15 protein-coding genes are annotated in these 17,158 nt (G+C 64.7%); 5 read left to right on the forward strand and 10 right to left on the reverse strand.

Translation table 11 applies throughout. The annotated features are described in order from the left end of the window. Positions 1 to 40 precede the first annotated feature (40 nt). Both RHA1_RS50955 and RHA1_RS39445 read left to right on the forward strand, forming a co-directional pair. Positions 41 to 196 carry a hypothetical protein gene (locus tag RHA1_RS50955; RefSeq protein ID WP_167540994.1) on the forward strand — a complete coding sequence of 52 codons (156 nt, stop codon included), beginning with the start codon at positions 41 to 43 and terminating at the stop codon, positions 194 to 196. Next, positions 183 to 947, forward strand: a complete 765-nt coding sequence (locus tag RHA1_RS39445) for a sulfite exporter TauE/SafE family protein (RefSeq protein ID WP_011599562.1) — start codon at positions 183 to 185, stop codon at positions 945 to 947. Before RHA1_RS50955 ends, RHA1_RS39445 begins: the two co-directional genes overlap by 14 nt. Positions 948 to 1,575: 628 nt before the next feature. On the opposite strand, the gene RHA1_RS47660 is transcribed toward RHA1_RS39445, so the two are convergent. The 8 genes from RHA1_RS47660 to RHA1_RS39480 all read right to left on the reverse strand — a co-directional run bounded on the left by RHA1_RS47660 (position 1,576) and on the right by RHA1_RS39480 (position 9,431). Beyond that, on the reverse strand, positions 1,576 to 1,956 hold the full coding sequence (locus tag RHA1_RS47660; protein WP_011599564.1) for a WhiB family transcriptional regulator: 381 nt from the start codon (positions 1,954 to 1,956) through the stop codon (positions 1,576 to 1,578). Positions 1,957 to 2,242: 286 nt separating this feature from the next. Beyond that, complete coding sequence (locus RHA1_RS39450) at positions 2,243 to 3,637, reverse strand: NAD(P)/FAD-dependent oxidoreductase (protein WP_041813239.1); 1,395 nt, start codon at positions 3,635 to 3,637, stop codon at positions 2,243 to 2,245. A gap of 333 nt (positions 3,638 to 3,970) precedes the next feature. Beyond that, on the reverse strand, positions 3,971 to 5,020 hold the full coding sequence (locus RHA1_RS39455) for an Ldh family oxidoreductase (protein ID WP_011599566.1): 1,050 nt from the start codon (positions 5,018 to 5,020) through the stop codon (positions 3,971 to 3,973). Then, positions 5,017 to 5,994: a hydroxyacid dehydrogenase gene (locus tag RHA1_RS39460; protein WP_011599567.1), complete on the reverse strand. Its 978-nt coding sequence runs from the start codon at positions 5,992 to 5,994 to the stop codon at positions 5,017 to 5,019. The genes RHA1_RS39455 and RHA1_RS39460 overlap by 4 nt, the downstream gene beginning before the upstream one ends. After that, positions 5,987 to 6,889, reverse strand: a complete 903-nt coding sequence (locus RHA1_RS39465) for an NAD(P)-dependent oxidoreductase (RefSeq protein WP_011599568.1) — start codon at positions 6,887 to 6,889, stop codon at positions 5,987 to 5,989. Before RHA1_RS39465 ends, RHA1_RS39460 begins: the two co-directional genes overlap by 8 nt. Further along, a complete protein-coding gene (locus RHA1_RS39470; protein WP_148228485.1) occupies positions 6,886 to 7,500 on the reverse strand; it encodes an MFS transporter in 615 nt (204 codons plus the stop codon). The genes RHA1_RS39465 and RHA1_RS39470 overlap by 4 nt, the downstream gene beginning before the upstream one ends. Positions 7,501 to 7,980: 480 nt before the next feature. Continuing rightward, entirely contained in the window at positions 7,981 to 9,144 is a 1,164-nt protein-coding gene (locus tag RHA1_RS39475; RefSeq protein WP_011599570.1) for a UxaA family hydrolase, read from the reverse strand. Then, complete coding sequence (locus RHA1_RS39480) at positions 9,123 to 9,431, reverse strand: UxaA family hydrolase (RefSeq protein WP_011599571.1); 309 nt, start codon at positions 9,429 to 9,431, stop codon at positions 9,123 to 9,125. Before RHA1_RS39480 ends, RHA1_RS39475 begins: the two co-directional genes overlap by 22 nt. Positions 9,432 to 9,572: 141 nt before the next feature. Between RHA1_RS39480 and RHA1_RS39485 the strand changes: the two genes are divergently transcribed. Continuing rightward, a complete protein-coding gene (locus tag RHA1_RS39485) occupies positions 9,573 to 10,316 on the forward strand; it encodes a FadR/GntR family transcriptional regulator (protein ID WP_011599572.1) in 744 nt (247 codons plus the stop codon). 24 nt (positions 10,317 to 10,340) lie between these two features. Here RHA1_RS39485 and RHA1_RS39490 read toward each other — a convergent pair whose 3' ends face one another. Further along, positions 10,341 to 11,243 carry a LysR family transcriptional regulator gene (locus RHA1_RS39490; protein ID WP_011599573.1) on the reverse strand — a complete coding sequence of 301 codons (903 nt, stop codon included), beginning with the start codon at positions 11,241 to 11,243 and terminating at the stop codon, positions 10,341 to 10,343. Between the two features lie 101 nt (positions 11,244 to 11,344). On the opposite strand from RHA1_RS39490, the gene RHA1_RS39495 reads away from it, so the two are divergent. Together RHA1_RS39495 and RHA1_RS39505 are read left to right on the forward strand one after the other, a co-directional pair. Beyond that, complete coding sequence (locus tag RHA1_RS39495; RefSeq protein WP_041813453.1) at positions 11,345 to 12,400, forward strand: YeiH family protein; 1,056 nt, start codon at positions 11,345 to 11,347, stop codon at positions 12,398 to 12,400. Positions 12,401 to 12,919: 519 nt separating this feature from the next. Beyond that, entirely contained in the window at positions 12,920 to 16,174 is a 3,255-nt protein-coding gene (locus tag RHA1_RS39505) for a protein kinase domain-containing protein (protein ID WP_011599575.1), read from the forward strand. 217 nt (positions 16,175 to 16,391) lie between these two features. Here RHA1_RS39505 and RHA1_RS39510 read toward each other — a convergent pair whose 3' ends face one another. Next, the gene (locus RHA1_RS39510; RefSeq protein ID WP_011599576.1) at positions 16,392 to 17,090 is read right to left on the reverse strand and encodes a GntR family transcriptional regulator; all 699 of its coding nucleotides are present in this window, start codon (positions 17,088 to 17,090) and stop codon (positions 16,392 to 16,394) included. Positions 17,091 to 17,158: the final 68 nt, after the last annotated feature.

Below are 17,158 nucleotides of genomic sequence, written 5' to 3' on the forward strand. Positions count from 1 at the left end.
CGTTCCGGCCCGAGCATTCTCTGGAGGGTGGAGATCTGAAATGGACATAATGACCGCGGAACTGGCGCTGTGGATGGCGCACCGTGGGCTGGCGAATGCCGCAGCGGCGCGCGAGCCGGACGTCAGAGCCTCGCGCGCCGACGCGGCGCCGTCGGAACGTTCCGCGGCCTGGGTGACAAGGGATGATCGTGGCTGATCCCACTCTGCTGGTTCTCGGCGCTCTGGTAGTCCTCTCGGCCCAGTTTGTGGGAGGGGTCGTCGGCTTCGCCTACGGGCTCGTAGCCCTGCCCCTGCTGCTCCTGATCGGAGTGCCTCTCGTCGACGTCATCGTCGTCAACCTGGTGATCGACCTGGCGGGCCGACTGAGCATCGTCGCTCGCAGGTATGCGGACGTGAGCTGGGGGAGGGCTCGGCTGCTCCTGTTGGGCTGCGTGCCCGGCGTGCTTCTCGGTGTGCTCACACGGGGTCGCCTCGACACCGAGGTGATTAAGCTGTCTGCTGGAGTGGTGACCTTGGTGGCGGTGTACTTCATCGCCAGAGGCGGTATCAAGCGGGAACCGCGGAAGTCGCCCCCTGCCGTGGTTGTGGTGGCGGGATGGCTGGGAGGATTTCTCGGCGTGACCACCAGCCTCAACGGCGTGCCTCCAGCCCTGCTCCTGACCGGTGACCGGGCGACTGCGCGCAGCATGGTGGCGGACCTGGCGGTCTACTTCGTCATCGGCAACATCTTGACCCTGCTGATCCTCTCCCAGTCCGGCCAGGCACCCTCGAGCTGGGTGTGGTCTGCCCTAGTCATCTGGGTTCCTATCGGACTGGCGGGCAACCTTCTCGGCATCGCACTTGGCCCGAGGATGCCCTACGCCTTTTTTCGGCGGCTCACCTTCACGGTGATCGTGGCCAGTGGTGTTGTCTTGTCGGCACAGGCGGTCCGTGCGATGGTCGGCTGATCACCCCGGCTATCTGCTTCCCCAGGGGTGACGGTCTTTTCCTGTGACGACCTCGATCGGTGCGCGGTCCGCCCTGCACTCTTGACGTGGTTGCCCGCTGCTCTCCCCACCCCTGCGGAGTCGCCCGCGAACAGGGCGTCCAGGATCAGCTGGCGCTCCTGCCGCGACTGTTCCGCACGCCCTTCGATCGCCAGCGTGGTCTGGATGCCGATCCGCAGCAGCTCGTTCGGCCCCAGGGGCGTACTCCAGCAGCCTATTTCCGGTGGCCTGCAAGATACGCAGGTAGAATGTGTCGCATCGAGCTGCTGCAGTCTGTCGTCGTCGAGCGGTTCGCCGGCACGTACCGTTTCGCTGTCGCAGGTACGGCCGAGGATCTTCTCCGTCATCGTGTACCCCACGGCGACCAACGGTACGATTCGGCAGGAAGGTACTGGCGTTGCATGGCGGCCACTTCGGGAATCCGATCAAATTAACGAACTCGTGATGCGAGAGCGCATCGGCAACCGACGGATGCTGGTGCCTCTCCGCCAACGAGTCGTCGCAGTGTCTCCTGGGCGGCGCCGGTAGGCGGCACCGCGCCCTATGTTGCAGCCAAGCTCGTCGAGTCGAGCGGGAACCAGCATGTCCCCTACATATTGGGTGATGCGAGTCCGCGGAATCGGCGTGCCCACTGTGCTGACGATCCTCGAGGCAGGTGAGTCCTCGATCCCGGTCCAGACGAAGCGACTTGATCGGATTCAGTGGTGAGAAGACGCCTCTCGGACGCGGAGGTGCCGCCCCAGACTCCGAATGCTTCATCGGCCGTGATGGCGTGATCGTGGCATTCACGCCTGACCGGGCATGCCGCGCAGATCTGTTTGGCGACACGTTCGCGCCGGATCCGAGCACCCTTGCCTTCGCCTTCTCGGGGAAAGAACAGATCCCCGTTCATGTTTCGGCACCGAGCGTGAAGCTGCCACTCCCACAAGCGACTGAGGGGCGCCGGAAGCTGAGGGGTGAGCCGTGTCATCTTTCGGGTGTCCTTCCGGTCGGGTATCAGGCATGACAGCAGAGCGCACCGTCTACATCAGTCCCTGAAGTAACGCACCCAGTCGGGGTGCGGCAGCGGAGTCCTCGCACGATCTGCGGCGGCAGGGTGTCGGCAGCACCACCTGCCAATCGTGTCTGCAGGCGCCGGGACGTATTCGGCGAAGCCCGAATTCGAGGAGGATGTCCTCTGCTGATCCACCCACCCTAGTGCCGCCACTTCAGCGCGAACGCCAGAAAGTCGTCGGTAGCATCCACAATGCAACCCGTCAGCTCGCTTGCGCGACCTCGGTGTCGGTGTCCTCGATGCGGCGTTCGAGATAATGCAGATAGGCAATGGCATTGCGGGCGGTGATCTGCTGGTGGGTGCTGGTCAGTTGGCCGCGCCAGCTGCCAAGAAGTGTCCAGGTCCACGACAGCAGGGTCGCGAGGCGGCTGCGGAACCCGACGACATAAACCACGTGCACGGCCAGCCAGAGGACCCAAGCGAGGAATCCGGTGAGTTCTAGCCTGCCGATCTTGGTGACGGCTTTGAAGCGGGCGATAATGGCCATCGAGCCTTTATCGCGATAGCGGAAGGGGGTTCGATCGGGTACCGGGCGGTCTTCGGCCAGGGCTTTGACCTGGTAGGTGATCTGCTTGGCGGCATAGCAGCCACCCTGGATCGCGACCTGGGCGACACCGGGGAGGCGGTCGCGAGACATCATGTCGCCGACGACGAAGACATTCGGGTGCCCGGGCACAGTGAGGTCTTCTTCAACGGCGATACGGCCGGCGCGGTCGAGTTCGGCGCCGGCCTGCTCGGCGAGCTGCGCACCCAAAGGGCTCGCTGCCACGCCAGCAGACCACACCTTGCAGACCGCATCGATGCGGTGATTCTCGCCCGCTGTATCGCGGACGGTGAGTCCGTCGGCGTCGACGTCGGTGACCGTGCTGCCGAGCCGGATCTCCACGCCGAGTTTCTCGAGAACCGCGGCTGCTTTCGTCCCGAGATTGGTCCCAAACGGTGGCAGTACGGTCGCGGCGGCGTCAACCAGGATGATCCGGGCGTCGCGGGTGTCGAAGTTGCGATAGGCGCCGACGAGAGTGCGGTGGGCGAGTTCGGTGAGCTGTCCGGCCATTTCGACGCCGGTTGGGCCCGCCCCGACGACGACGAAAGTCAGGAGCTTCGCTCGCTCGTCGGGGTCCGTGGCGAGTTCGGCGTGGTCGAACGCAGCGAGGATCCGGCCGCGCAGTTCGAGGGCGTCGTCGATGGTCTTCATACCGGGAGCGTGCTCGGCGAAGTGGTCGTTGCCGAAGTAGGACTGCTGGGCGCCGGCGGAGACGATCAGGCTGTCGTACTCGGTGACCGTCGGGCGCCCGTCCTGGACGGAAGTCACCGTGCGAGCGCTCAGGTCGAGGGTAGTGACCTCGCCTAACACGACGGTGGCGTTGGGTTGGTCCTTGAGGACCATCCGGGTCGACGGGGCGATCTCACCTTCAGAGAGAATGCCGGTTGCGACCTGGTACAACAACGGCTGGAACAGATGATGGGTAGTGCGGTCGATGACCGTCACGTCCACCTTCGCACGCCGCAACGCCTTGGTTGCGAACAACCCGCCGAACCCGGACCCGATCACCGCCACCCGATGACGCGAAGTAACGGTGGCAGTGGTGGAGGTCATGACTAAGTGCCTTTCCGGCCGCGACTCGGGGCGCGGCCTTACTGGTAACGAAGTCTGCGACGCGGGCGCAGCAACGTGATGTACTTCCCCCAGCGTTGTACCGGCGAGAGGTGTTTTGTCGGAGAGCATTACCGCAGAGTTCCTCGCCTCACGGAGCTGATTGCGTTCCGCTCCTCGTACGGGAACAACGCGACCGTTCCAGCTCTGAGGCACGGACGTCGCGGATCGTAATCGTCACGGTTGGCGACAGGACCTGGAGTCCAATGGTGGTTGGACCCCCTAGCGACAACCATTGCCCGGCCAACTCTGTCGACACTGCGACCGGGCTGCGTTTCAGCTCATGACCGGCTGGTCGGTGCTGGGGGCAATTACGACCCCCAAACGCCCCGCCCATCCGATCAACTGGTCGACCGTGGTCGTGCCGAGGGCGAGCGGAGTGTTGGCGGGAAGGTCGCCGATAGCAGACCGGCGGGCGCCTGGGAGTCGACCTCCGTGCTCACCCACAAGATTCGCCAGCCTGTCGATTCGCTCCTGGGCCCCGTTGCCGCTGCTGCCGAGGCGGGCAGGGTCGACCGTCACGATGAGGTGACCGATCCGCTGCGGATGTTTGGCGTCGGAGTCGTCGAACATGTCGGGGACGTCCACCGAGAGGTGCGGGCCGACCGCACCGCCGGCGAGTGCCTCGACCAGGAAGGCAAGGGCGAATCCCTTGGCTCCGCCCAGCGGGGACAGCATGCCGCGCAGTGCGGCCTGTGGGTCGGTCGTCGGCTCTCCGTGTGCGTCCAGTGCCCACCCATCGGGAAGTTGATCGCCGTTCTGGGCGTGGGCCGCGATCTTTCCCCGTGCGACCGCGCTGGTGGCGAGGTCGATGATGGCCGGGGTGGGTCTGGAGGGTATGCCCGCGGCGATCGGCGATGTCGACAGCAACGGCTTGTTGCCACCCCACGGCGGCATCACAGCGGGTCCGTTCGAAAAGGTGAGTGCGATGTAACCTGTGTCGATCGCGGCGCGGGTGTAGATGCCGAGGGCTCCGCAGTGACCGGAATTGCCGACCGATACCGCCGCGACACCGTACGTGGCGCAGCGTTCGGCAGCGAGCTCGGCCGCACGCCAGAGCTGCCAGTGCCCCAGACCGCCGCCACCGTCCAGTGCGACCACGGGACCGGTGTCGCTGACCGTGACGAGGTCGGCCTCCGGGGGGTATCCGCCTGCCTGCATTCGTTCGAGGTAATAGGGCAGGCGCAGCAGACCGTGAGAGCCGATGCCCCACAGGTCAGCCTGCACGATGCATTCCGCGGTTGTCGCTGCCCGGGTGCGGTCGAGCCCGGCCGCGGCCAGGAGGTCTGTGGCCAGGGCGACGGCTGCTTCTGCGGTGTCGATCATGAGCGGGCCTCTCGGAGTGTTCCGACCGCCGCGGTGGCGCTGCGGTTGTCGAGCACTGCCGCGATGTTGTCAGCAAGCACCTCGATGATTCGGTCCTGGCTATGGGTCGTGATTCCTGCGATGTGCGGGGTGAGAATCACGTTGCCGAGTTTCTCTAAACGCCCGGGGAGTGGGGGTTCTACTTCCCGGACATCGAGTGCTGCGGCCGCGAGGCGACCGGTTTCGAGAGCATCGGCCAGCGCGTTCTCATCGACTACTTCACCGCGTCCGACGTTGACCAGCACAGCTGTGGGTTTCATGACAGTGAGGAGTTCACCGTTGATGAGGTGAGCGGTCCCGCGGGTCGCCGGAAGGTGGCACGACATCACATCCGCCCTCGCTGCGACCAGCGCAGGATGCTCCACCAGTTCGATCCCTTCCTGCGCCAATTTCTCGGCATCGGCAAACGGGTCATAGGCAACGATCGACATGCCGAGGCTGCGGGCGAGGCGGGCGCAGGCCCGTCCGGTTGCTCCAGCCCCCAGCAGTCCCCACACACCGCCGTGAAGTTCTCGCCCAGGGGTACGCTCCCAGCCACCTCGACGGCAGTCGGCATCGAGTTCGACGGTGCGACGCACCGCGGCGAGAGCCATCCCGATCGTGTGTTCAGCAACGCTGATCGCGTTGGCGCCCAGGGGGGCCACCACCACGACCCCGGCTTCGTTGGCGCACTTGACGTCGATATTGTCCAGGCCGACCCCGGCGCGGGCGATGACCCGCAGGGACGGACACGCTTCGATCAGCTGGCGATCGACTTGGGTCCGATTGCGGACCACAAGTGCCCGGGATCTCGAGCCCAGCTCGAGCAGCTTCTCCCGGTCTTGCCACGCGTGGGGTGCGCGCAGAATCGAGCGTGATGTGCCCAGATCGTTGAACGCTCGCCCCCACACGTCCTCGGTGATAACCGCGTCGATCATTCCGTCAATGTCAGACATTGTCTGTCTCCGACGAGTTGAGCAGGGTTGCGCTCGGGTCGAGGACCTTGGCCACAGCGATGACGTCCTCGTCACCGTAGCCGTGAGCGATAGCGGAGACGAGTTGAGCAAGACCCTGTGCAGCAACAGGTGTCGGAACACCGGAACGCGCGGCGGCGTCGACTGCAAGTCGCACATCCTTGGCGGCAAGCCGGACACCGAATCGTGCGGTGTAGTCGTTGTCGATGATCCACGGCAGCCGCACGTCCGACTGGAACGAACATGCCCCGGTGTCCTTGAGGGCGGCGGCGAACATTTCCGGAGTGATGTCGACACTGCGTGCAAGCACGTATCCCTCGGCAAGCACAGCGAGATTGGTCATCCCGATCAAGTTCGAGATCAGCTTGAACATGGCAGCCCCCTCGGGGGAGCCGAAGTCGTAGGTCTGCTGGCCGATCCGGTCCAACAGCGGCTGCAACTGAGTGAGCGCGGACGCTGATCCCCCAACGAACAGCGGAATATCACCGCTCTCGGCGGCGGCGGGAGTCTTACCCAGGGCGCAGGAGACAAAGCCGTGGCCCAAGCCCTCGAGAAGGTCGGCTGTGGTGCGTGCTGTGGTGGGATCGACCGTCGAGACATCCACCGCAATCGCCGAATCGGAGAGGTGCGGCGCCACCTCGCGCCACATGGACAGGACGTGCTCAGGGAGCGGGAGGCTGGTGAACACGACATCCGCTCCAGCCACCGCGTCGATTGCGGATGCGGCGGCGACAGCGCCGACCTGGACACAGTCGTTGACGGCTGCGTCGTTGAGGTCGAAGACCCGGACGTCGTATCCCCCGGTAGCCAGACGGCGAGCGAGCGCTCCGCCCATCTTCCCGACTCCGATGAAGGCAACCTTCGTGCTGGTGGTCATTGCATCTCCTTGCTGAGTGGCCGACCGGCCGCCTGGCCACCGGTCGTGGCAGACCGGGTAGCGCCGACAGCTTCGGTGGTGGCTGATGAGTTGGATGGGTTGATTTGGGGAGCCGAATTGTTATCGGCGTCGGCGTCTTGTCTGATGGGTTTCCATCGGTTCAGGATCAAGATGAACAGCCCCAAGGTCGGTGCGAGCGCCACGACCAAATAGACGCCGGTTCCTAGCTGGGCACCCAGGATCGGGAAGAAGAGCAGGGCAGTGGTCGACCCGATCCGCAGCAGCGTTTGGCTGAATCCAGAGCCGACTTCGCGCAGCGAGGTCGGGGAGCGGGGGGTCGACATTCCCTGCGCCCCGGGGCCGGCGACGTGAGCGAAGACGAAGGCCACGAGCAGGGGCTGGGCCACCGCGCCGTGTGGGCACGCCGTGAACCGTCTGCGGAAATCGCCGAACGTTGGTTTGTCGCTGAAAGGTAGCTCTCTTGGAGCGTCCGGGTCGAGCTGGCCTTGTAGGCCGTAGGACTTCTGTAGAATCGCCGCGGGCAGATCAAGATCTCCCTGGTGGGCCGCCCGGGAGGGGGACTCGTCCATGTAGCGGTGGCGAACGAGCATGACAGCGAGCCCGCCTTTCGCGATACCCGAGTTGACCAGGTTGGGGACGTCGCGAGCGGATCCGATGATTATTGCCTCGCCCGTCGAATGCGAACCTGACATCTCATTGCTCCCTTAGTACGGACCCTACGGGCTTCGCGATAGTGCAGCTATGTTGTTCCGGAGTGGGGTGGGCGTACATGATCAGGTCTGAGGCGCTGCCCATCGAATGCGGACCTGTCACGGCATGTCGAGCAGGTCTGCGCGTTGCAGTGCAGGTGTCCGCCCCCGCGGAAGCACGACTACCGCGGCGATCGCTTCTGCTCGACCGCCATAGCCGATCCGCCCACGACTGACCCTGTCACAGGGTTCAGCACATCCTTTTGCGCGGAGGGATCGTGCCACGTACCGTCGATGAAAATGCTCGATGTATTCGCCATGAACGGTGAATCCCTCTCTGAGTGGCCGGGGCGGGCGCCGCCCCCCGCCCCGGCCACAGGGTCACGCGCTCGGGTACAGACGGGTCATCACGAATTCGCGGTGGCCCAGCGCCTCAGCGCAGGTGAGTCGTCCGTTGGTGGTCCGATCGATGACCGCCATGAGTTGGTCACCGGCCGCAGTGAGGTCGTACTCGCGGCGGAGCAGACCCGAGCAGTCAAGATCCATGTGTTCACTCATGGTCTCGGCGGTAGCCGGATTCGCGGTCAGCTTGATCACCGGTTCGATCGGGTTACCGATAATGTTGCCCTGCCCCGTAGGGAACAGATGCACGACAGCTCCTGCGGCGGCCATGAGCGTGATGCATTCTGCGGCCGCGGACGAAGTGTCCATGAAGTACAGTCCCGGCCCTGACGTTGGTGCCTCAGCGGCGGCCAGCGCACCAACTACCGGTTTCGTGCCTGTCTTGGCGATGTTTCCCATCGCCTTCTCCTCGATCGTCGACAATCCACCTCGGATGTTGCCCTGAGTGGGCTGCGAACCGAGCAGGTTCGCCCCGGTCCGCTCGACCATCGCGATGTAGTCGTCGTATATGAACTGAAACTTATCGCGCACAGTGTCGTTGATACACCGATCAGCGATCAGGTGTTCGCCTCCGGTCAACTCGGTGGTTTCACCGAAGAAGACCGTTCCGCCGGCGTCTACCCAGCGGTCGACTGCTTCCGAAGTGGTCGGGCACGATCCGAGCCCACTGGTGGTATCAGATTCGCCACACTTGACCGAGAGAACGATCTCACTGCGTTCCACCGGCTCACGGTGCTTCTCTGAGTCGTCCTGAAGGAATTGGGCGGCGACACGCGAGGCCTTCGCGATCGTCTCGAGATCTCCGTGACGCTCGATGGAGAATCCCTGAACCTTCTTGCCGGTCTTGGCGATTCCTTGAACGACTCGGTCTGTCCAGTTCGGCTCGATGCCGATAACCACGACCGAAGCCACGTTGGCGTTGCAACCGGTCCCGATCAGGGTGCGGAATGTCAGGTCGAGGTCCGGGCCGAATTGAAGGCGGCCATATGCGTGCGGAAGAGCGAGTGTTCCGGGCACCACCTTGGCTACCGCTTCGGCGGCCGCATTGGACAGGTCGTCCAGTGGCAGAATGACTGTGTAGTTGCGGATACCGACGGTGCCGTTCTCTCGGCGGTATCCGGTCAGGCGATGCTGTTTTGCCACCGTGCGCTCCTAATGTTGTGTACATGGACGTATGAGCCGCGGGTGATCTTCTCGGTGGTCACGCCCACACGGAGTCCGTACTCGATGACGTCCTGGCCGGCTTCGAGATCAACCAAAGCGACCTTGTGTCCCAGAGGGATTGGATCTAGAAGTTCGAGGCTGACCGATTCCGGCCCGCGAAGATATCCACCTTCGGCAGCACCGGGCTCGAGATCGCGCACTGCAACTGCGACGACGTCGCCGTCGTGGTGCGCGAGGAAGTCCGGCGCTCGAGTTGCGTTTTTCATATGTCCTCCTTTTTCGGCAAGAGGTCTTACCTCTCAGGCGAGTCTGGCACGGTGCGACTCGCGACGCAAGGGCGAAGGAAAGGAAAAGTCTCACTGAAGGAGGTAAAGTGGTCTTACCAACATTTCGAGAAGGGGATCTCCATGGCAGCTGAAGAAATTTGGGAGTCGCTTCAGCGGGGGCGTGTCTCGGACCTCATCGCGAGACGCATTCTCGATGTGATCGCGACAGACCAACTTCGCCCCGGTGACCGACTCCCTCCCGAGCGTGAGTTGGCTGCCATGCTCGGAGCCAGTAGGCCCTCGCTCCGAGAGGCGCTCCGCTCATTGAAGGCGCAGGGCAGAGTGGACGTCCGGCACGGGTCCGGAGTGTTCGTCGCAGACCCGGAGACCACTCGTAACCTGCGTGAGGCCCTCTACGCCGAGGAAGTCGATATCGAGGAACTTTTCGACATGCGCGAAGTGTTGGAGTTACCCGCCGCAGCCTGGGCGGCGCGTAACGGTGACACGGCCAGGCTCGAAAAAGTGTCCGAAGCGTATGAAGCTCTCAACGCTGCCAGTCTCGAACCGAACATCGACTGGCGTCATCTGCAGGCCCTCGACGCAGCCTTTCACATGCGCATCGTCGAAGCGGCCGGGAATCGATTCCTCGCCCGCACACAAGGCGTCCTGCACGAGATACTCTCCCGCGGCATGGAGACGACGCTGCAAGTCCCGGGGCGTCTGGAGCGTTCCCGCGCGGACCACCAGCGGATTCTTGATGCGCTCCTCGCAGGCGACCAAGCAGCGGCACGGCAAGCCGCACGGACTCACGTTGCCGGTGCACGGAAGGCGGCCCTCGGCCGGATACGGGAAGGGGCGTCCGGTCGCCATTCAGCCACCGGGTGAGCCCAGCAGGCCGAGATGGGGACCTTACAACGCGTTTGCGCGGCGAATCAGGCGTACCAGTTCGCCTGCGGGACCGTCGAGTTGACGGGTGCCGCGCCACACGGCGCGCAGCACCCTGTCGAGTTCGAGGCCGTCGACGTCGATCACCTTCAGCTCTCCGGCGCCGACCTGTTCCGCCACCGCGAGGGTGCTCATCACCGCGGGACCGACTCCGGCCAGCACGCTGGTGCGAATCGCGGCGGCGCTGCCCAGTTCGAGAAGTGGTGCCGCCCGGTCGTATTCCTGCAATGCCACGTCGAGGGTGGTTCGCGTGCCGGATCCCGGCTCGCGGGCCAGGAGCGGTGTGAGCGCCAACTCGGCGACGGTCAGCGCCTTCCGTCGCCGTGCCCACGGATGGGTGGGGTGAACGACGACGACCAGCCGGTCACGCGCGACCGTGAGACTCTTCAGCGGTCGGGGCACCGTCGGCGATTCGACGAACCCGACGTCGCAGATCCTGCTGTTGATCCGCTCGAACACCTGAGTCGAGTTGTGTACCTGCAGGTGGATGGTCACGTCGGAGTGCAAACGGCGAAACTGCCCCAGCCACCCCGGCATCAGGTGTTCCGCAACCGTCATGCTGGCACCCACCGTCAACTCGGCGGCGCGTTCCGCGCGCAGTCCCTCGGCCACGTCGAGCAGCCGGCGCGTGTCGGAGAGCACCCGGCGCGCCCAGTGCGCGATCACGGTTCCCTGCGGTGTCAGTATCGAGCCCGTCGGGCTGCGCTGCAACAGTGTCATGCCGAACTGGCGCTCGAGTTGCTTGATGGCGCGACTCGCATTCGGCTGCGCCATTCCGGCGAGTCTGGCGGCAGCGCTGAGGCTTCCGTGGTCGTCGACGCCCACGAGCAACTCGAGAACGGGGAACTCGGGCCATCTGCGGGACATGTATCGAGTATATGACCCCGGCGCAAGACATATCACATTGATATGTGTATATGTCGAGATGACGGCTACCGGAGACGGTCGCAATGACGGACCGTGGATCCATGAGTAGTCAACTGAGCGAATCGAAGTCCGAGGAACAGCGCGTCGAGAGCCCGGCAACGCTGCCGCGACTGCAGACCGCCACGGCCACTCTCCTGCCGGGTCTGGCGCTGTGCGCCGTCGCCACCGCCGTCGCCATGGGTGTCGGCCGGTTCCTTCCGACGGTGAGTCCGCTGCTCATCGCCATCGTGCTCGGCGCCGTTCTGTCGAACGTCGTGCATCTGCCCGAACGCCTGCGCCCGGGACTGCAGTTCTCCGCGAAGAAGCTGTTGCGGGTGGGCATCGCCCTCCTCGGACTCCAGTTGATGCTGAGCGACATCCTCGGACTGGGCTGGGGCGTCATCGTCGTGGTCGTCTCGATCGTCTGTCTCGGCATCGTGGGAACGATGTTCGCGGGCAAACTGCTCGGCCTCAGCTGGACCCAGCGCCTGCTCATCGCCTGCGGATTCTCGATCTGCGGTGCGGCCGCCGTGGCGGCCGTGGACGGTGTCGTCGACGCCGACGAGGAAGAGGTGATCACCGCGGTCGCGCTCGTCGTCATCTTCGGCACCCTCATGATCCCCGCGATCCCGCTGCTGTCGCGGGCGCTGGGACTCTCCGACACCGACGCCGGCCTGTGGGCGGGCGGGTCCATCCACGAGGTCGCGCAGGTCGTCGCCGCGGGCGGCGCGATCGGCGGTGCCGCCCTCGGCGTCGCCGCGGTCGTCAAACTCGCGCGAGTCCTCATGCTCGCCCCGGTCATGGCCGTCCTCAGCGTGCGCCAGCGCAAGCTCGCCGGCACCGACGCCGACGTGAAGCGGCCCCCGCTCGTCCCGCTCTTCGTCCTCGCGTTCCTCGTCTGCGTCGGCCTGCGGTCGTCCGGCCTGCTGCCCGCGGGCCTGCTCGCCGAGGCCAAGATCGTGCAGACCGGTCTCCTCACCGCCGCGATGTTCGCCCTCGGCGCCGGTGTCCAGATCGCGACGATCAAGAAGGTCGGTGCACGACCCTTCGTGCTCGCGGGCATCTCCACCGTGTGGGTCGCATCGATCGCGCTGGTCGGCGTGCTGCTCGCGGGCTAACGCACAACTGAGTCCCTACGATGCCCGATGATCGTGCGGGCGGGACTTACGCGGCAGGCGATTAGCCGGCGTCGCCTGATCGGTGTCCACCTGATTCGAAAGTGGTGCGCCTTCTGGAAGTGCACGACAATGGTGCCGGTCCTGATGTCTAGATCCTCATCGACCTTAACTTCAAATCCGAAGAAGGGCTTACTGAAACAAGCGCTCCGCTTCAATCCGTGGATCACGCCGAATGGCCGGCGGGACGCACCTGCTCGCGGCCTCGATCCAGTTCGATACGGTTCGTGAGGCGCCCTGTCTCTCGGAGGGTCCAATGGCCGCTCGCCCTGCTACGGGGCACGTCGATAGTGATGGGTCCGACAGCGACATTAAATTTAGCCACGTGACCAATCAACGTGGCGATATCCTTGAGGAGGGCACGCCCATCGCGAGGTGAGTCCACGGGTGAATGTCCGCTGGTCGTGCCGTCGGGACCAGCGCGCGGGAACCAAAGCCCGACGGCAGTGAGTAGACCGTCCGATGGGTGCAGGTGATCCGCTCGATACGCAGCGGTACCCGCCCTCGCCGGCCGCGGAGCTGGCTGACATCGGCTTCGATGACGCCCAGGAGATCGGTCGCGGCGGCTTCGGCGTCGTCTACCGCTGCACTCAGGCAGACCTCGAGCGCACGGTGGCGGTGAAGGTGCTCACCGTCGAACTCGACGACGAGAACCGGGCCCGCTTCTTCCGGGAACAGCGGGCGATGGGCCGGCTGACCGGGCACCCGAACATCGTCAACGTCCTGCAGGTCGGCGCCACCGACAGCGGCCGTCCGTTCATCGTGATGCCCTTTCACCCACAAGATTCCTTGGACGCGCGGATCCGCCGCGACGGGCCGCTGCCGTTGGGCGAGGCCTTACGGCTCGGGGTGAAGATGGCCGGTGCGGTCGAGTCTGCACACCGTCTCGGAATCCTGCATCGCGACGTCAAACCCGCGAACATCCTGCTCACCGAGTACGGCGAGCCAGAGTTGACCGATTTCGGCATCGCGCACATCAGCGGAGGTTTCGAGACCGTCACCGGCGCCGTCACCGGGTCACCTGCCTACACCGCTCCGGAGGTGCTCAGGGGTGATCCGCCGAGCCCGGCCGCCGACATCTATGGCCTCGGTGCCACCCTATTTAGTGCCCTCACCGGTCACGCCGCGTTCGAACGTCGCAGCGGCGAGCAGGTGGTCGCACAGTTCCTGCGGATCACCACACAGGAGGTGCCGGACCTGCGGGAGCAGGGGATTCCCGAGGATGTGTCCGGCACGATTGCCCGCGCGATGTCCCGCGAACCAGGTCAGCGGCCGGCCAGCGCCGCCGACTTCGGTGAGGAACTGGGACAGCTCCAACGTCATCACGGCTTCCCGGTCGACGAGATGGCCCTGCGCGCCGAACCGGGCCAGCCACTGACATCGCGCGGTGAACGAAGATCCCCGGCTCCCTCGGGGCTCGGCACGACGGGAATGCTCCCTCTGGAGATGACAAGTTTTATCGGCCGCCGCCACGAGCTCACCGAGTCGAAGAACCTGCTGGCCCGGTCCAGACTCGTGACGTTGACCGGCATCGGAGGTGTCGGCAAGACCCGGCTGGCGATGCGGGTCGCGTCGAGTACGCAGCGCGAGTACGCCGACGGTGTGCGACTAGTCGAGTTGGGTGAACTGCGCGACGGTTCCTCGCTGGTCGACGCGGTGGCCGCCGCCGTGGGGGTACGGGACCACTCGGCGAGGCCGCTGCGGGACGTCCTGATCGAGTTCCTCGTACCGCGCGAACTGTTGTTGGTGCTGGACAACTGCGAGCACATGGTCGACGTGGCTGCGGAACTGGCCGAGATCCTGTTGCGGGTATGCCCTGGGCTGAGGATCCTCGCCACCAGCCGCGAGCCCCTGGCCATCCGCGGAGAGGCGGTGCTGCGGGTACCCCCGTTGGCCGTCCCGGATCCAGAAGGACGGCCGTCGTTGCGGGGGTTACCCAAGTACGATGCGGTGATCCTGTTCGCCGAACGCGCCGGTGCCGTCGTTCCCGGCTTCGCGCTCACCGAGGAGAACGCGGCGACGGTGGCGGGGATCTGCCACCGGCTCGATGGGTTACCGTTGCCGATCGAATTGGCTGCGGCTCGGCTGCGGGCGATGTCGCCCGAGCAGATCCTTGGGCGGCTCACCGACCGCTACGCCCTGCTGACCCGCGGCAGCCGGGGTGCGCCGAGCCGGCAACAGACCCTGCGGTTGTGTATCGACTGGAGCTTCGAATTATGTACCGCCGAAGAGCAACTGGTGTGGGGTCGGCTGGCGGTGTTCGCGGGGAGCTTCGAACTCGATGCGGCGGAGCGGGTGTGCGGCGGCGATCTGGCCCCGGACAAGTTACTGGACACGCTGACGTCGTTGGTGGAGAAGTCGATCCTGATCCGGGAGGAGCACGGGTCGGTGGTGCGGTTCCGGATGCTCGAGACCCTCCGCGAATACGGCTACGAGAAACTCGAGCAGACCGGTGAGGACATCGCTTTGCGTCGCCGCCACCGGGACTGGTACGAGGCGTTGGCGCTCGAATCGGAAGCCGAGTGGATCAGCACGCGCCAGCTCGACTGGATCGCCCGGTTGAAGCGGGAACAACCGAACCTGCGGGAGGCCCTCGAATTCAGCATCGACGACGACCCCGCCGCCGGACTGCGCGCCGCCTCCGCTCTTTACGTATTCTGGGCTTCGCAGGGTCTTTACAGTGAGGGGCGTCGCTGGCTCGACCAATTACTTGCCCGCCAGACCGGCCCCCCAACGCTCGAGTGGATCAAGGCCCTCTATTGCGCCAGCGCGATGGCGAATGTACAGGCTGACCTCCAGTCGGCTGCCGCGCTCGTGGAGAAGGGGCGCGCGTTGACCGCGCAGAACGACGACCCCATGATGCGGGCTCTCGTCGACGACGCTGACGGCATGCTTGCCCTCTACAGCGGTGATCTCCCGCGCGCCTGCTCCTACCTCAGGGCTGCCGCTGCGGAGTTCAGCGGACAGGGGTATTCAACGCTTGAAATAGGCGCCTTGTACCCGTTGGGGTTGGCCTTCGGACTGGGCGGAATGACGGAGGAGTCGATCGAGTGTCATGAGCGTGTACTCGCAATCACCGAAGCGTTTGGCGATAGATTGTACCGTTCACTTTCGCTGTGGGCCTTGGCCATTGCCGTGTGGAGACAGGGTGATGCCGATCGCGCGGTCCGACTCCTCGAGCAGTCGTTGAAGCTGTCGCGGCAGGTGCACAGCCCCCGCGTGGCCACCTCATGCCTCGAGGCGCTGGCCTGGATCGCATGCGAGCAGCTCGACCCACCGCGGGCTGCGGTACTGATGGGGTCGGCAGCAGAGCTGGCGCGGTCGATGGGTAGCTCTGCGGTGGTATTTTCGGATCTCTCTGTCTACCACGATGAATGCGATCAGAGAACTCGACGGCTAATTGGAGCCAAAGCCTTCGAAACGGCACACCGCAAAGGCCAACGCCTCAGCTTCGATGCGGCAATCGCCTACGCCCTCCACGAGCAACCCCTCAACGCCTCTGATGCTCCCGTCGTCGACAGGTCGGTGCGACTGACCAAACGAGAACGCCAAGTCGCCGACCTGATTGCCGAAGGCCTGACCAATCAGGCCATCGCCGACCGCCTGGTGATTTCACCCCGGACTGTCCAAAGCCATGTGGAGCACATCCTGGCAAAACTAGGTTTCACATCCCGGACACAGATCGCGGCATGGGTTGCGGAGCGGATCGGCGAATAATCAGGCGGCGCCCACCGGCTATAGCGTAACGCCGATAAAGATTGCGCCAGTCGAAGCGCCGGGTCTCCTGGCCGAAACCGCGGGCGCTGAGCCCACAAATTGTCATGGAGCCCCAACGTTGTAGCGCGACAACGACCTGACGTCGCAAACACTGCGGCTACCACAGAGTGAGGGGCGATCCGGCGGCGAGAAATGATCAATACCTGTGGATCAGACTCTATAGCCGTGCGCTGAGAGCGGCGGCGGACTCGGCCTTTTCGCCAAGTTCTGCCATGAGTGCGATCCCGTGTTTCTCTACATGACTCTCGGCGAGGGTCTGGGCTAGTGCTTCTTCGCCCGCGCAGATGGCGTCGCAGATCTGTCGGTGTCCTTCGGTGATTACCTCGGGGGACGAGCGAATGTTGGTGTTGGAGACGTAGAGTAAGGTTGCGCCGAGAATCAGATCGTATTGTCGGCGGAGGCGCCGGTGCCGAGTCAGGTCGACGATGGTGGAGTGGAATCCGACATCGGCTTGGGCCAGTCCGAGGCGGTCGGATCCTGAGCAGCATGCAACGATGCGGTCAAAGTCTTGGCGCAGACGTTGTCGGCCCTCATCGTCGATCTTCTCTGCGGCCAGCCGTGCAGCAATTCCGTCCAGGCTTTTACGTAGGGTGTACAGCTCCCATGCGTCCTCCGCGGACAGTTCCGCGACGCTCCACCCCGAGTATGCCTGCCGCACGACCAGGCCTTCGGCGGCCACATGGAGCAGTGCGGTGCGGGTGGTGGATCGCGAGACCCCGGTTTCGCTCGCCAGTGCCGCTTCGGTTAGCCGCTGGCCAGGGGCCAGCCGTCCGCTGACGATCGCATCGCGTAACCAATCGGCGGCCTGCTGATCAAAGCTTTGTCTGCTGATACCGCTGGCGCCCGAGCTCGTCATTTTGTTAATCCTACATGATCAATCCTTGACCGCCCTGTAGTGACGTGGCACACTCCCGATTGTTAATC

The organism is Rhodococcus jostii RHA1 (genome assembly GCF_000014565.1).
Taxonomy (GTDB): Bacteria; Actinomycetota; Actinomycetes; order Mycobacteriales; family Mycobacteriaceae; genus Rhodococcus_F; species Rhodococcus_F jostii_A.

What these genes read in the sequence shown, in the direction of transcription:
- RHA1_RS39495 (WP_041813453.1), top strand. Translation starts at nt 11,345, where the DNA reads ATGAGTAGTCAACTGAGCGAATCGAAGTCCGAGGAACAGCGCGTCGAG.
- RHA1_RS39505 (WP_011599575.1), top strand. Translation starts at nt 12,920, where the DNA reads ATGGGTGCAGGTGATCCGCTCGATACGCAGCGGTACCCGCCCTCGCCG.
- RHA1_RS39510 (WP_011599576.1), bottom strand. Translation starts at nt 17,090, where the DNA reads ATGACGAGCTCGGGCGCCAGCGGTATCAGCAGACAAAGCTTTGATCAG.
- RHA1_RS39445 (WP_011599562.1), top strand. Translation starts at nt 183, where the DNA reads ATGATCGTGGCTGATCCCACTCTGCTGGTTCTCGGCGCTCTGGTAGTC.
- RHA1_RS39480 (WP_011599571.1), bottom strand. Translation starts at nt 9,431, where the DNA reads ATGAAAAACGCAACTCGAGCGCCGGACTTCCTCGCGCACCACGACGGC.
- RHA1_RS39465 (WP_011599568.1), bottom strand. Translation starts at nt 6,889, where the DNA reads ATGACCACCAGCACGAAGGTTGCCTTCATCGGAGTCGGGAAGATGGGC.
- RHA1_RS39455 (WP_011599566.1), bottom strand. Translation starts at nt 5,020, where the DNA reads ATGATCGACACCGCAGAAGCAGCCGTCGCCCTGGCCACAGACCTCCTG.
- RHA1_RS50955 (WP_167540994.1), top strand. Translation starts at nt 41, where the DNA reads ATGGACATAATGACCGCGGAACTGGCGCTGTGGATGGCGCACCGTGGG.
- RHA1_RS47660 (WP_011599564.1), bottom strand. Translation starts at nt 1,956, where the DNA reads ATGACACGGCTCACCCCTCAGCTTCCGGCGCCCCTCAGTCGCTTGTGG.
- RHA1_RS39450 (WP_041813239.1), bottom strand. Translation starts at nt 3,637, where the DNA reads ATGACCTCCACCACTGCCACCGTTACTTCGCGTCATCGGGTGGCGGTG.
- RHA1_RS39485 (WP_011599572.1), top strand. Translation starts at nt 9,573, where the DNA reads ATGGCAGCTGAAGAAATTTGGGAGTCGCTTCAGCGGGGGCGTGTCTCG.
- RHA1_RS39470 (WP_148228485.1), bottom strand. Translation starts at nt 7,500, where the DNA reads ATGCTCGTTCGCCACCGCTACATGGACGAGTCCCCCTCCCGGGCGGCC.
- RHA1_RS39490 (WP_011599573.1), bottom strand. Translation starts at nt 11,243, where the DNA reads ATGTCCCGCAGATGGCCCGAGTTCCCCGTTCTCGAGTTGCTCGTGGGC.
- RHA1_RS39460 (WP_011599567.1), bottom strand. Translation starts at nt 5,994, where the DNA reads ATGTCTGACATTGACGGAATGATCGACGCGGTTATCACCGAGGACGTG.